This is a genomic window from Burkholderia sp. PU8-34 (genome assembly GCF_053427725.1).
In genome coordinates this window covers 539,128-553,795 of sequence record NZ_JBSAXC010000003.1, presented here as the reverse complement: position 1 = coordinate 553,795, position 14,668 = coordinate 539,128, and the positions used below count along the sequence as shown (strand labels likewise).

Annotated in this window: 13 protein-coding genes; 1 reads left to right on the top strand and 12 read right to left on the bottom strand. The window is 66.2% G+C overall.

The genetic code is table 11. The features are described from left to right. Window positions 1-7: 7 nt before the first annotated feature. The 11 genes from hflK to ndk form a co-directional block, all read right to left on the bottom strand. On the bottom strand, window positions 8-1,354 hold the full coding sequence (gene hflK / locus ACV22Z_RS11005; protein ID WP_448076311.1) for an FtsH protease activity modulator HflK: 1,347 nt from the start codon (window positions 1,352-1,354) through the stop codon (window positions 8-10). Window positions 1,355-1,401: 47 nt separating this feature from the next. Continuing rightward, complete coding sequence (gene hflX / locus ACV22Z_RS11000) at window positions 1,402-2,565, bottom strand: GTPase HflX (RefSeq protein ID WP_448076394.1); 1,164 nt, start codon at window positions 2,563-2,565, stop codon at window positions 1,402-1,404. Window positions 2,566-2,637: 72 nt separating this feature from the next. Next, a complete protein-coding gene (gene hfq, locus ACV22Z_RS10995; RefSeq protein WP_006399927.1) occupies window positions 2,638-2,877 on the bottom strand; it encodes an RNA chaperone Hfq in 240 nt (79 codons plus the stop codon). Between the two features lie 142 nt (window positions 2,878-3,019). Beyond that, window positions 3,020-4,357: a ribosome biogenesis GTPase Der gene (gene der / locus ACV22Z_RS10990; RefSeq protein WP_448076310.1), complete on the bottom strand. Its 1,338-nt coding sequence runs from the start codon at window positions 4,355-4,357 to the stop codon at window positions 3,020-3,022. Between the two features lie 245 nt (window positions 4,358-4,602). Then, a complete protein-coding gene (gene bamB / locus ACV22Z_RS10985) occupies window positions 4,603-5,748 on the bottom strand; it encodes an outer membrane protein assembly factor BamB (protein WP_448076309.1) in 1,146 nt (381 codons plus the stop codon). 41 nt (window positions 5,749-5,789) lie between these two features. Further along, window positions 5,790-6,419, bottom strand: coding sequence for a YfgM family protein (locus tag ACV22Z_RS10980; RefSeq protein ID WP_448076308.1), 630 nt, complete (start codon window positions 6,417-6,419; stop codon window positions 5,790-5,792). Window positions 6,420-6,474: 55 nt separating this feature from the next. Continuing rightward, window positions 6,475-7,815, bottom strand: coding sequence for a histidine--tRNA ligase (gene hisS, locus ACV22Z_RS10975; protein ID WP_448076307.1), 1,341 nt, complete (start codon window positions 7,813-7,815; stop codon window positions 6,475-6,477). A 16-nt stretch (window positions 7,816-7,831) separates the two neighbouring features. Continuing rightward, entirely contained in the window at window positions 7,832-9,136 is a 1,305-nt protein-coding gene (ispG, locus tag ACV22Z_RS10970; protein WP_448076306.1) for a flavodoxin-dependent (E)-4-hydroxy-3-methylbut-2-enyl-diphosphate synthase, read from the bottom strand. 91 nt (window positions 9,137-9,227) lie between these two features. Then, on the bottom strand, window positions 9,228-10,271 hold the full coding sequence (locus tag ACV22Z_RS10965; protein WP_448076305.1) for a helix-turn-helix domain-containing protein: 1,044 nt from the start codon (window positions 10,269-10,271) through the stop codon (window positions 9,228-9,230). Window positions 10,272-10,437: 166 nt separating this feature from the next. After that, a complete protein-coding gene (gene rlmN / locus ACV22Z_RS10960) occupies window positions 10,438-11,577 on the bottom strand; it encodes a 23S rRNA (adenine(2503)-C(2))-methyltransferase RlmN (RefSeq protein WP_448076304.1) in 1,140 nt (379 codons plus the stop codon). Window positions 11,578-11,632: 55 nt separating this feature from the next. Next, window positions 11,633-12,058, bottom strand: a complete 426-nt coding sequence (ndk, locus tag ACV22Z_RS10955; RefSeq protein WP_448076303.1) for a nucleoside-diphosphate kinase — start codon at window positions 12,056-12,058, stop codon at window positions 11,633-11,635. Between the two features lie 249 nt (window positions 12,059-12,307). On the opposite strand from ndk, the gene ACV22Z_RS10950 reads away from it, so the two are divergent. Continuing rightward, entirely contained in the window at window positions 12,308-13,003 is a 696-nt protein-coding gene (locus tag ACV22Z_RS10950; RefSeq protein ID WP_448076302.1) for a Bax inhibitor-1/YccA family protein, read from the top strand. Between the two features lie 64 nt (window positions 13,004-13,067). Here the strand turns inward: ACV22Z_RS10950 and rlmD are convergent, their stop codons facing one another. Beyond that, complete coding sequence (gene rlmD, locus ACV22Z_RS10945) at window positions 13,068-14,372, bottom strand: 23S rRNA (uracil(1939)-C(5))-methyltransferase RlmD (RefSeq protein ID WP_448076393.1); 1,305 nt, start codon at window positions 14,370-14,372, stop codon at window positions 13,068-13,070. Between the last annotated feature and the right edge of the window lie 296 nt (window positions 14,373-14,668).

The following is a 14,668-nucleotide window of genomic DNA, read 5'->3' as shown; positions in this document are numbered from 1 at the left end:
CTCCCCGTTACTTCAGATCGTCTTCGCGCGACCGGCTGCGGAACGCTTCGCGCGATCGCAGCACGTCGCTGCCGGGCGCCGGTGCGGCCGCCGCAGCGCTGGCAGGCGCAACGGCTGCGGGCGCCGAGCCTGCAGTCGCGGCGGACGCCGCATCAGCCGCGGATGCGCCGGCCGCCGGCGCGGCGTTCGCGGCACCCTGACGGCCCTGCTCGACCAGCTTGTCGAGCGGGAGATACAGCACGTTGTTGCCGCCCTTGCTGCCGACGAAGATCTTCGTCGAATTCGAATAAATTTCCTGCATGGTCTCCAGGTACATCCGTTCGCGGATCACGGCCGGCGCCTTCGAATACTGCGCATAGACCTGCTTGAACCGCTCTGCGTCGCCTTCGGCCTGCGTGACGACGCGATCCGCATACGCCTTCGCGTCGTCGACGAGCTTCGCGGCATCGCCCTGCGCCTTCGGCAGCAGGTCGTTCGCATACCCCTGCGCGGCACGCTTCGCCGCTTCGCGCTCGTCCCGCGCCTTCGCCACTTCGGCATAGGCGGCTTGCGTCTGCTCCGGCGCGGCGACGCTCTGCATCGTCACGCCAGCCACCTCGAGGCCCGTCTGGTAGCGGTCGAGATCACGCTGGATCGCTTCGGTCAGTTGCTGACGCAGCGCATCGCGATCCTGGCTGAGGATGTCCGTCGCACTGCGCGTGCCGACGATCGCACGCACGGCGGCCTGCGCGGCCTGCGACACGCTGCGCTCGGGATCGACGCTGCGGAACAGGTAGTCGGTTGCCGAGCGGATCCGGTACTGGACGGCGAAGCGCACGTCGACGATGTCGGCGTCACGCGTAAGCATCGACGCCTCCTTGACGTTCGCGAGACGCACGACGTTGTTGCGGCCCACCTCGATCGAACGGATCTGCGACGTGTCGACGATTTCATGCGACGCGAACGGATACGGCGCGCGCCAGTGCACGCCCTGGCCGACGGTGTCGGCAATGCGGCCGAACTGCAGAACGACGCCCGTCTGGCCTTCCTGCACGACGAACAGGCCGCTGCCCGCGTAGACCGCGGCGAGCACGCCGATCACGATGCCGACGCCGACCCGCGCAGCGCGGCCGTTGTCCGGACGAAAACCGTTGCCGCCCTTGCCGCCGAGCAGGCCGCTCAGGCGCCGGTTGAAGTTGCGCCACATTTCGTCGAGATCGGGCGGGCCCTCGCCGTCTCCGCCTGGGGGGCGCTTCGATTCGTTCGCGCGGGGCTGGGTCCCGCCATTGCCTTCGCCACGCCCCCAGCGGGGATCGTTGATCGACAGCAAGGCGCGCATCCGCCGCCCGTTACTCCGCTCGTTGTATTCGTTCACCAGAGTTTGTTCACCAGATTGGACGCCGGCGAACCGGCCGGGACCGGTTAGCGCCCGTGTTCGGAAAGCGTGTGGTCTTCGTGTGATTCTGCGGGCGCGCCGTCGAACGGCATCGCGCCCGAAAGGTGTTCCGCGGAAGCGATCTCGGCAATGGCGGCGCGCAGCGCGTCCAGACCCTGACCGGTGCGCGCGCTCAAAAAGACGCGCGAAATATTACCATACTCGTCCCGCTCGACCGCGTCGCCACGGGCTGCCAGCTCGGGCACGTTGTCGATCTTGTTGAACACCAGAATCTGCCGGACCGTGTCCGCGCCGATCTCGTGCAGCACGCCGTTGACCTGTTCGATCTGCTCGAGACGCACCGCGCTCGACGCGTCGACGACGTGCAGCAGCAGGTCCGCGTGGATCGTTTCCTCGAGCGTTGCGCGGAAAGCCGCGACGAGCTGGTGCGGCAGCTCGCGAATGAAACCGACGGTGTCCGACACGACGATCTGGCCGACATCGTCGCCGAGGTACACGCGCCGCGACGTCGTATCGAGCGTCGCGAACAGCTGGTCGGCCGCATAGGCCTGCGCTTTCGTCAGCGCATTGAAGAGCGTCGACTTGCCCGCGTTCGTGTAGCCGACGAGCGACACCGACATCGTGCCGCTGCGCGCGCGTTGACGGCGCTGCGTGTGATGCTGCCGGCGCAGCCGTTCGAGCCGCGCCTTCAGCATCTTGATGCGTTCGCCGATCAGCCGGCGGTCGGTTTCGAGCTGGGTTTCGCCCGGACCGCGCAGGCCGATACCGCCCTTTTGCCGCTCGAGGTGGGTCCACGCACGGATCAGCCGGGTCGACAGGTACTGCAGCTGCGCGAGCTCGACCTGCAGCTTGCCTTCGTGGCTGCGCGCGCGCTGCGCGAAGATGTCGAGGATGAGACTCGTGCGGTCGACTACCCGCCTGTTAAGCGCGCGCTCCAGGTTGCGTTGCTGGGCCGGCGCAAGGGCGTGGTTGAAGATGACGATTTCGACGTCGTTGGCTTCGCAGGCGAGCCGCAATTCCTCGGCTTTGCCGCTGCCGACGAACATCGCTGCATCGGGACTGGACCGGCGGCCGGTCAGGGTGACGGCGGGATGCGCACCCGCGCTGGATGCGAGAAGAGTGAGTTCTTCGAGACTGGCTTCGAAATCGGTCTTGCCGAAATCGATGCCGACGAGCGCTGCGTTGATCAAATTATCGGGTGTCAAGATTTGGCGGCTGGCATCGGTCGCACGCGGCGACCGGATGCCGGCCGCGGCGATAGGTTAGGACGAAGCTTCCGCGTCCGGGTGGAAGTTCACCGGGCGCGCCGGCACGACCGTCGAGATGGCGTGCTTGTACACCATCTGGGTCACCGTATTACGGAGCAACACGACGTACTGGTCGAACGATTCGATGTTCCCTTGGAGCTTGATGCCGTTGACGAGGTAAATCGAAACGGGCACATGCTCCTTGCGCAGTGCGTTCAAAAACGGGTCTTGTAACAATTGCCCTTTGTTGCTCATGGCGTACTCCATCTTTTTTTGCAGGTTGATCTGGATTGGCGACGAAGAAAAAGAGATCCGGCGCCAATCGCTACACTATAGCCGATTTTGCCTGCCCCGCCCGGGCGTCGGCCATACGGCCGACCCCCTGCGGGGCGTGCGTTCAGCTCTTGTCCGCGTACGGGTTGTTCGACGAACGGAACTCTATGCGCAATGGAGTCCCGGTCAGGGAGAAAGTTTCGCGGAAACGGTTCTCCAGGTAGCGCTTGTAGGTTTCGGTCACGGCATCGAGCGCGTTGCCGTGGATCACGATGATCGGCGGATTCTGGCCGCCCTGGTGCGCGTAGCGCAGCTTCGGGCGCACCGGGCCGCGGCGGCGCGGCTGCTGGAACTCGACCGCGTCGATCAGCGCGCGCGTGAGCTTCGGCGTCGGCAGCTTCGCCATCGCCGCCGCATACGCGTCGTCGACCGAGCGCATCAGCGTGCCGATGCCGGTCTTCTTCGCGGCGGAAATGAAGTGCGACTTCGCGAAGTCGAGGAACTTCAGCTTGCGGGTCAAATCCGCTTTCGCGCGCTCTCGCGCGTGCTCGTCGAGCCCGTCCCATTTGTTGACGCCGATCACGAGCGCACGGCCTTGCTCGACGACGAAGCCCGCGATGTGCGCGTCCTGGTCGGAAATGTCCTGCTGTGCATCCAGCAGAAGAATGACGACGTTCGCGTCGGAAATCGACTGCAGCGTCTTCACGACCGAGAACTTCTCGATCGCCTCGAACACCTTGCCGCGGCGGCGCAGGCCGGCCGTATCGATCAACGTGTATTTCTTGCCGTTACGCTCGAAGTCGACGTAGATCGAGTCGCGTGTCGTGCCCGGCATGTCGAATGCGATCACGCGGTCTTCGCCGATCAGCGCGTTGACGAGCGTCGACTTGCCGACGTTCGGCCGCCCGACGATCGCGATCTTGATGCCGCGCGACGGATCGTCGTCGTCGGCTTCTTCCGGCTGGCCCGCGTAGGCGACTCCGAGCGCCTCGTTGATCATGTCGGTGACGCCGTCGCCGTGCGCGGCCGAAATCGCGCGCGGATCGCCGAGCCCGAGCTCGTAGAAATCGGTCGCGACCGCCGTGTACTTCATCCCCTCGGCCTTGTTGACGACGAGGAAGATCGGCCGGCCGGTCTTGCGCAGGTAGTCGGCGATCGACTTGTCCTGCGGCGCGAGCCCGTTGCGGCCGTCGACGATGAACACGACGACGTCGGCCTCCTCGACCGCCTGCCGCGTCTGGCGCGCCATCTCGTGCAGGATGCCGTCCTTCGCGACCGGCTCGAAGCCGCCCGTGTCGACGACGAGATACGGCCGCTCGCCGACGCGCCCTTCGCCGTAATGGCGATCGCGCGTCAGGCCCGGCAAGTCGGCCACCAGCGCATCGCGCGAGCGCGTGAGCCGATTGAACAGCGTGGATTTCCCCACATTGGGGCGCCCAACGAGGGCAATGACCGGTTTCATCTGTGTAGTCTACGGTGAGGCGCAGCAGCGGGAAGCCCGCTGCTGCGGGCGGCTGCGCTGAATGAAAATATCACGAATTCGCGCCGCGCCGGATGCGCGCGCCAGGCGCGCACCGCGCGCCGTCATGCTTTCGTTTCGAACTGCCTTTCAAATACCGAGCGGCCGGGGACACCGGCCGCCTTCGTTTCACGCACGGGCGCGGCATGCGGGACCTGCCCGCGCCGCCACCCGCGCGTCGTTGCGCGTCAGCGCGGACGGAAGCCGTACAGGCCGCCGTCGTTCGTCTGCACGACGAGCGTGTTGCCCGCGAGAACCGGCGCCGCCGTAATCCGGCTGCCGTCGGTCTTCATGCGCGCGATGAACGTGCCGTCTTCCCGCGACAGGAAGTGCACGTAACCCTGGTAGTCGCCCATCACGACCGCATGGCCGAGCAGGTACGGGACGCCTACGTCACGGCTCTTCAGCTTCTCGTTGCGCCAGAGCGGGTTGCCGCTCGCCGCATCGTATGCCGTCACGACCGACCAGTCGTCGCCGCCCGCGACGACCGAATCGTCCTGCGCGAGGCCGCTGCGGCTCGAGAACGACTTCTCCCACAGCGGGCGGCCCGAGTTCGCGTCGAAGCAGCCGAGCTGGCCCTGGAACGTCACCGCGCAGGTTTGCGCGCCGACGAGCGTCGGCGGACCGCTGACGTCGTTGATGCGCTCGACTTCCGTCACGCCCTTCGGGAACGACACGGGCGTCTGCCAGTACGGCTCGCCCGTCTGCACGTTGATCGCGACGAGGCCGCCGCCCGGGAAGCCCGCCAGCACCGCGGCGTCGCCCGCGAACGTCATGCCCGCCGACACGCGCAGGTTGAGCGGCACCGCGCGGTTGCGGTAGTTCCACTTCTGTTCGCCCGTCTGTGCATCGAACGCGATCACCTGGCCGTCGATCGTGCGAACGACCACGAGACCGTTGCCGACGAGCGGCGGCGAGAAAATCTCGCCCTGCACGGACGTCTTCCACAGCAGCTTGCCGTCCTGGCCGAGCACGAACACGCCGCCCTTCAGCGCGCCGACCGCGGTCAGGTTGCCGTCGCTGCCGACACCGGCCGACAGGTCCGAATCGAGCTTGGTACGCCAGAGCGTCTGGCCAGTCTTCGCGTCGATCTTCTCGACCGAGCCGTTCGCGCCGGCCGCATACACGGCATCACCCACCGCCACCGGCGAGAACAGGTAGCGCCCGCCCTTGCCGACGCTCGCCTTCCAGACCTGTTGCACGTCGAGGACGGATTTGAACTCGGTGAGCGGCGTCGGCACGCGACGCGCGTCCTTCGTTGACGAGCAGGCCGCCAATGCCAGCACGGCCGCCGCGCAGGCAACGGGCACAGCGTAACGTTTCAGCAAATTCATCGGTTAGCGAAGCAAAGTTAAGAGGTTGAGGGGGCCGGCACTCAGCCGCCGAGCGCGTCCAGCTTGAACTGCACGAGCTGGCGCGCCGACTGGTCTTCCTTCGGCAGGCTGTCGAGCGCGAGCTTGTACGCGCTGCGCGCGTCGTCGCCCTTGCCTTGTGCCGCGAGCAGATCGCCGCGGCGATCGGCCACGAGGCCCTTGAACGCGTCGACCGGCGTGCCCGACAACAGCGCGAGCCCCGCGTCGTACGCCTTCTCGTCGAGCAGCAGCGACGCGAGGCGCAGCTTCGCGATCTGCTTGTACTCGTCGTCCTTCGCGTGATCAGCGGCCCATTGCAGCTGCGCCTTCGCACCGGCGGTGTCGCCCGCGGCGTACAGCACCTTCGCGGCCGCAAGCGCCGTCATCTGCGCATACGGCGTGCCGCCGTACTTGTCTTCCATGTCGGCGGCGGCGCGGGCCATCGTCGTCTTGTCGTTGGCCGCGGCGGCCTTCTGCACCTGCTCGTACAGCCCGGACGCCTGCGCGGCCTGGCGACGTTGCCAGAAATTCCAGCCGTTGAAACCGGCCGCGACGACCAGCGCCGCGAGGACGATCCATGTGGTGAGGTTGCCCCAGCGGGCCCACCACGCCTTGAGGCTTTCAATCGATTCTTGTTCGTCGTGGTAACTCATCGGCGAGCGATTCCTTCCTGTTCAGGCCTTTGTTGTCGAGCGAACGCCGGCGCGATCAGTCGTCGCCGTCTTCGGCGGATGCAACCATCGCATTGATTAGGAATTCGGTCAAGCTTTCGACCGGTACGGTCTGCTGAACGTTCTTTTCCCCATCTTCGCCCGTGCCGCGCAGCGCTTTCACGCCCACCGTGCCGTTCGCGATCTCCTCTTCGCCGAAGATCACCGCGAACGCGGCGCCGCTCGCATCGGCACGCTTCATCTGCGACTTGAAGCTCGCCGGCGCGCCGTCGGCGCTGCAATGGAAGATCACGTCGAGACCCGTGTCGCGCAGACGCTCGGCCGCGATGAACGCCTGCTCGCGCGCGGCTTCACCCTGGTGCACGATGTAGACATCGACGCCGTCCTGCTCCGGCACGAGCGCCTCTTCCTTCAGCAGCTCGAGAATCCGCTCGATGCCCATCGCCCAGCCGCACGCGGCGGTCGGCTTGCCGCCGAGTTGCTCGATCAGCGGATCGTAGCGGCCGCCGGCCGCCACCGTGCCCTGCGCGCCGAGCTTGTCGGTGACCCACTCGAACACGGTCAGGTTGTAGTAATCGAGGCCGCGCACGAGACGCGGGTTGATCGTGAACGGAATGTTGTTCGCCTTCAGCAGGCGCTGCAGCCCGTCGAAGTGCGCGCGCGATTCGTCGCCGAGGAAGTCGATCAGCTTCGGCGCGTTCTGCACGATTTCCTGCAGCGCCGGGTTCTTCGTGTCGAGCACGCGCAGCGGGTTCGTATACAGGCGGCGCTGCGCATCGGCGTCCAGCGCGTCGACGTGCTGCTCGAGATACTTGATCAGCTCGACGCGGTGCGCCGCGCGCTCCTCGGCGAGACCCAGCGAGTTGATCTCGAGCTTGATGCCGGTCAGGCCGAGGTCGTCCCACAGGCGCTGGCACATCATGATGATTTCCGCATCCGCGTCCGGGCCCGCGAAGCCGAGCGCCTCGACGCCGACCTGGTGGAACTGGCGGTAGCGGCCGCGCTGCGGACGCTCGTGACGGAACATCGGCCCGATGTACCACAGGCGCTTCGGGCCGTCGTACAGCATGTTGTGCTCGATCGCCGCGCGCACGACGGCCGCGGTGTTCTCCGGGCGCATCGTCAGGTGCTCGCCGTTCAGCGCGTCGGTGAAGCTGTACATCTCCTTCTCGACGATGTCCGTGACTTCGCCGATGCCGCGCGTGAAGAGTTGCGTGTGCTCGACGATCGGCGTGCGGATGTTCTGGTAACCGTAGGCGCGCAGCAGCGACTTCACGGTGGCTTCGAAGAATTCCCACAGGCCGGCATCCTGCGGGAGGATGTCGTTCATGCCCTTGACGCCCGCGAGCTTCTCGATCTTGCGTTTTTGTTCAGTCATCGTGTGTGTTGACGGATTAGTTCAGTGCCGCAGCGCGGCCGTAGGTGCGTTCGACGTAATCGCTGACGATCTGCTGGAATTCTTCCGCGATGCGTTCGCCGCGCAGCGTCTTGGCCTTCACGCCATCGATGAAGACGGGCGCGGCCGGGTTCTCGCCCGAACCCGGCAGGCTGATGCCGATGTTCGCGTGCTTCGATTCGCCCGGACCGTTGACGATGCAGCCCATCACCGCGACGTTCATCGTCTCGACGCCCGGATAGGTCTTGCGCCAGACCGGCATCTGCTCGCGCAGGTAGGTCTGGATCTGCATCGCGAGTTCCTGGAACAGCGTGCTCGTCGTGCGGCCGCAGCCCGGGCATGCAATCACCATCGGCGCGAACGAGCGCATGCCCATCGTCTGCAGGATTTCCTGGCCGACGACCACTTCACCCGTGCGCGGCGCGCCCGGCTCCGGCGTCAGCGAGATGCGAATCGTGTCGCCGATGCCTTCCTGCAGCAGCACGCCGAGCGCCGCCGTCGAGGCGACAATGCCCTTCGAGCCCATGCCCGCCTCGGTCAGCCCGAGGTGCAGCGCGAAGCCGCAGCGGCGCGCGAGTTCGCGGTACACGGCGATCAGGTCCTGCACGCCGCTGACCTTGCACGACAGCACGATGCGGTCGCGACCGAGGCCCAGCTCGACCGCGCGCTCGGCCGAGCCGATCGCCGACTGGATCAGCGCTTCGTACATCACGCTCTGCGCGTCCCACGGTTCCGTGCGCGAGCCGTTCTCGTCCATCATGCGGGCGAGCAGGTCCTGGTCGAGGCTGCCCCAGTTCACGCCGATCCGCACCGGCTTGTCGTACTTGATCGCCGCTTCGATCATCTGCGCGAACTGCGTATCGCGCTTCGCACCCTGGCCGACGTTGCCGGGGTTGATCCGGTACTTCGACAGAGCTTCCGCGCAACCGGGATAGTCACGCAGCAGCAGGTGGCCGTTGTAATGGAAATCGCCGACGAGCGGCACCGTCACACCCATCCGGTCGAGCTGCTCGCGGATCGCCGGCACCGCGGCCGCAGCCTCGGGCGTGTTGACCGTGATGCGCACCAGCTCGGAGCCCGCGTTCGCGAGTTCCTTGATCTGGATCGCCGTGCCGATCGCGTCCGCGGTATCGGTATTCGTCATCGACTGCACGCGCACCGGCGAGTTGCCGCCGATCGTCACGAGCTGCCCGCCCCAACGGACATTCACCGCATGCGACACGCGACGCGGCGCATGCCCGCCGAACACCGGCTCGGTTGAACAAATCTGGCTGCTGCGTGGGGATTGAGCTTCGGATTGCATCGATAGATCCATTTACGCGGAATGCACCGCAATGCGGAACATGAATTGAAAAAGCGCCGTGCCCGCTTAGCCACGGCGCTTACTCGTACTGTCAGGGCAACGTGAACCGCGCCACGTTCCCCCGCGCTGCCGAATATTTTGCCGGATCGACGGGTTTGCCGTCGAAAGCGATCGTGTCGAGGCCCGCCTTGTTGCCGATCGTGACCTTGAGCGGGCCTTCGCCCGCAACCTGCTTCGCGTCGCCGGCACGCACCAGCGCCGAGAACAGCTCCTTGCCGCTCTTGTCGCGCACGCTGAACCAGCTGTCCTGCTTGACCTTCAGTTCGACGACCGACTGGCCTGCCGCGACCACGACGCTCGCCGGTGCGGCCACTGCCGCGCTTGCGGCCGCCGCCACCGTGCTCGCCGCCGGCGCAACCGCAACGGGCTGCGACACCGGCGCTGCCGGCGCCGGTGCAGCCGACGCCACCGTTTGCGGCACTGCCGCGACGACACCGGACGTCGCACCCGACGCCGCCGCCGGGGCCGAAACCTGATTGGCCGCAACCACAGATGCGCCGGCCGCACTCGCTTCACCGGTGGACGACGCTGCCGCCACCGGCGCCCGCACAGCGGAAGCACCTTGCGCGTCGCCGCCCTTGAAGCGTGCTAGCCAGTTCGACGAATCGCCGCCAGTGTGCCACATCGCCGCGGCGATCACCGCGACGACGGCGGCAGCCGTCCCCCACATCCACGGGCGATGGCGCGACGAGCCACCGAGCGGAATCGACACGCGCCCGCGCGGCAGATCCGTGCCCGACGCCGCCGGCATCGACAGATCCACTTCCGGCACGACGCGTTCGCGGCGCAGCGCCTGCGCAAACGGCTCCGGATCGACGCCGAGCATCTTCGCGTAACTGCGCACGACGCCGAGCGCGAACGTCACGCCGGGCAGATGGCTGATATCGCCCGCCTCGAGCGCCCGCAGCTTCGGCGGTGCGACCTTGAGCCGCGCCGACACGTCATCGACAGTCCAGCCCCTCGCTTCCCGAAGCTGCGCCAACCGGCTCCCGACGGCCGCGAGCGACTCCAATCCGGCCGTTGCCGGCTTGCCGGCGTTCGTCTCTGCACCGTTTGACGGCTGCGGCTCACTCATCCTTGTCCTCGCGTCGATTCTTCTTCACTGGCGGGCGCCGCCGGCTCCTGCCGGCGCGGCGCCCGCGCGCCGTCCATACCATGCGCGGCGCACCTGGCGCCGCGTCCGATCGCTATTCGCGTGTTGTACCGCCAAAAAGCCCGGGCATCCCCGCCGGGTATCCCCGTTATACCGCCCGGACCTCGATAATTTTCCCTGCCGCCCCCGTCCGTTCCGCGAGGCGCGTACGATCCTTCACGGCACCGGCCAGCTGGCCGCACGCGGCGTCGATGTCGTCGCCGCGCGTCTTGCGCACCGTCGTGACGACGCCTGCGTCGATGAGTACCTGCGCGAAGCGCTTGATCTGTTCCGGCTTGGAACGAATGAGCCCCGACTCGGGAAACGGATTGAACGGGATCAGATTGAACTTGCACGGGACGTCTCGCGTGACCGCGAGCAGTTCGCGCGCATGCGCCTCGGTGTCGTTGACGCCGTCGAGCATGCAGTATTCGAACGTGATGAAGTCGCGCGGCGCGACTTTCAAATAGCGCTGGCACGCGGCCATCAGCTCGCGAAGCGGATGCTTCTTGTTGAGCGGCACCAGCTCGTCGCGGAGCGCATCGTTCGGCGCATGCAGCGACACGGCCAGCGCGACCGGCAGTTCGGCGCCGAGGCGGTCCATCATCGGCACCACGCCGGACGTCGACAGCGTGACGCGGCGGCGCGACAGGCCGTACGCGTTGTCGTCGAGCATCAGCCGCATCGCGGGCACGACCGCGCTGTAGTTCAGAAGCGGCTCGCCCATGCCCATCATCACCACGTTGGTGATCACCCGTTCGGCCTTGCCGTTCGGGCCGGGCGCGCGGCCGAGCGACGCACGCAATGCAAATTCGGCCATCCGGAGCTGGCCGATGATTTCACCGGTCGACAGGTTGCGGGAGAAGCCCTGCTTGCCCGTCGAGCAGAAGCGGCAGTTGACCGCGCACCCGGCTTGCGACGACACGCACAGCGTGCCGCGCGTCTCCTCCGGGATGAACACGGTTTCGACCGCATTGCCGTTTCCGACGTCGATCAGCCACTTGCGCGTGCCGTCGGCGGAAACGTGATCGCTGGCGATATCCGGCATCGCGATCGTCGCGCGGCCCTTGAGCTTTTCCCTCAGGGACTTCGCGAGATCGGTCATGCCGTCGAAATCGCCGGCGTTGTATTGGTGGATCCAGCGCTGCAACTGCTTGGCGCGGAACGGCTTCTCGCCGAGGCTGCCGCAGTACGCGACAAGGCCCTCGGCGTCGAAGTCGAGAAGATTGACGGAAGTTTCGCTCGTCATGATTTGCTGCCTTGCCGCGTGCGCTGAATCCTGCCTACCTGCTGTCAGCCAGGGCTTAACGCGAGTAAACGTTCATTTCCGGGAAGAAGAACGCGACTTCGACCGCAGCCGTTTCCGCTGCGTCCGAGCCGTGCACGGCGTTCGCGTCGATGCTGTCCGCGAAGTCGGCGCGGATCGTGCCCTTTTCCGCCTTCTTCGGATCCGTCGCACCCATCAGGTCGCGGTTCTTCAGGATCGCGCCTTCGCCTTCCAGAACCTGGATCATCACCGGGCCCGAGATCATGAACTCGACGAGGTCCTTGAAGAACGGACGCTCTGCGTGGACGGCATAGAACTTCTCTGCGTCAGCGCGCGACAGGTGCGCCATGCGCGCTGCGATGACCTTCAGGCCGGCGCCTTCGAAACGGCTGTAGATCTGGCCGATCACGTTCTTTGCCACCGCATCCGGCTTGATGATCGACAGGGTGCGTTCGATTGCCATAAAAACTCCAAAAAATTAAGAAGTTACACTTCCAAATGAATCCGCTATTGTAGCACGATCCCGTGTATCATTGCGATTGAACCCTTACACGCGTGAAAGGTTCCAAATCCATATGTTTTGCACCGGCCGGCCATTGAAACCTCCCGGCGCGGAACGTATCTTAGCCATAGCTGTACCGGTTTGCTGCGCCGCACACCGCGCGCGCCAGGCCGGCCCCGGACGCCCACGCGTTCAATGTTAGGAGAAACCATGAACGACTCGTACAATTTCGGCCGCGGCGGCACCGTCAGCACCGTCGAGGTTCGCAATCGCGTGCTGCGGAACACCTACTGGCTGCTCGCGCTATCGATGGTGCCGACGGTGCTGGGCGCGTGGGTCGGCGTCGCGACCGGCTTCTCGCTGTTCGCGGCCACCAGCCCGACGATGAGCCTCCTCGCGTTCTTCGCGATCGCGTTCGGCTTCATGTTCGCGATCGAGCGCACGAAGAACAGCGCTGCCGGCGTGTTCGTGCTGCTCGGCTTCACGTTCTTCATGGGCCTGATGCTGTCGCGCCTGCTCAGCTTCATCCTCGGTTTCTCGAACGGCCCGTCGCTGATCATGCTCGCGTTCGGCGGCACCGGCATCATCTTCGCCGCGATGGCGACGATCGCCACCGTCAGCAAGCGCGATTTCTCCGGGCTCGGCAAGTGGCTGTTCATGGGCGTGATCGTGATCCTGCTGGCATCCGTCGCGAACATCTTCCTGCAACTGCCCGCGCTGATGCTGACCGTGTCGGTGCTCGCGATCGCGATCTTCTCCGCATACATGCTGTTCGACGTCCAGCGCGTCGTGAATGGCGGCGAGACGAACTACATCACCGCGACGCTCGCGATCTACCTCGACCTGTACAACGTGTTCACGAACCTGCTCGCGCTGCTCGGCATCTTCGGCGGCAACCGCAACTGACGTTTCCTTCGCTGCAAAAAAACCGGCCCTCGGGCCGGTTTTTTCATGCCCGCCGCCCGCGCGATCAGTCGCGCTCGAACAGCGCGATCGATTCGACGTGCGACGTATGCGGGAACATGTTGACGACGCCCGCGCCCTTCAGCCGGTAGCCGGCCTCGTGCACGAGCAGGCCCGCATCGCGCGCGAGCGTCGACGGGTTGCACGACACGTAGACGATCCGGCGCGGCAGCGGCCCTTCGCCGCTCTGCGCGATGTCCGCCAGCGCCTTCGATACCGCGAGCGCGCCCTCGCGCGGCGGATCGATCAGGAACTTGTCGAACGCACCGAGCGCACGGATGTCGTCAGCCGTCACTTCGAACAGGTTCCGGCATGCGAACGTCGTGTGGCCGTCGACGCCGTTCTCGCGCGCATTCGCGAGCGCGCGCGTCGTGAGCGTCTCGCTGCCCTCGATGCCCATCACCTCGCGCGCAAGACGCGCAAGCGGCAGCGTGAAATTGCCGATCCCGCAAAACAGGTCGAGCACGCGATCGTCGCGCGTCGGCGCGAGCAGGCGCAGCGCGCGGCCGACCAGCACCCGATTGATCTGGTGGTTCACCTGCGTGAAGTCGGTCGGCTTGAACGGCATGCGGATGCCGAACTCGGGCAGCGTGTAGTCGAGCGGCACGTCGAGCGGGTAGAACGGCGTCACCGTGTCCGGGCCCTTCGGCTGCAGCCAGAACTGCACGTTGTGCTCGTCCGCGAACGCGCGCAGCAGCGCTTCGTCGTCCGCATTGATCGGCTCCAGCACGCGCAGCACGAGCGCCGTGACCTGCGAGCCGACCGCGAGCTCGATCTGCGGCATGCGGTCGCGGATCGACAGCCCCTCGACCAGCCGGCGCAGCGGCACGAGCATCGCCGACACGTGCGGCGGCAGCACCTCGCAGCTCGTCATGTCGGCCACGTAGCTGCTCTTCTTCTCGTGGAATCCGACCAGCACGCCGCCCTTCTTCACGACGTTGCGCACCGTGAGGCGCGCGCGGTAGCGATAGCCCCACGACGGGCCGTGGATCGGCGAGAACACCGTCTCCGCGCGCAGCTTCGCGAGATGCCACAGGTTGTCCTCGAGCACGCGCTGCTTGATCGCCACCTGCGCGCGCATGTCGAGATGCTGCATCGAGCAGCCGCCGCAGGTGCCGAAGAACTTGCATTTCGGCTGCGTGCGCATCACGCTCGGGCGCAGAATGTCGACAACCGTCGCCTGCTCGTAGCTCGGCTTGCGGCGGTAGCTCGAATAGGTCACGCGTTCGCCGGGCAGCGCGCCCTCGACGAAGATGACCTTGCCCGGTTCGCCGTCCTCGGTCGTCACGCGGCCGACACCGCGCGCTTCCATGTCGAGCGATTCGATCTCGAGAACCGGGGCGCTATCGGGCGCGGCGGGCACGCTTTTCAACTTGCGCGCAGAAGTGGGGGCGGCTTCAGACACCAGCTTTTCCTGACAAACGTTGAAGAAGGCGAGATTGTAGACGATGGACCGCCTCGCCGGCTCTGCATGACACCCGACCGAGCGCCGAAGCGCTCACTCGGGTCGACCGCGAAGCACGGGACCCGAGCACGCACTGAAGCACCAACTCGGGTCAAGCTTTGCATGGGATCGGGGCAAGCGCTAAAACGCCGGCTCCGATCGGC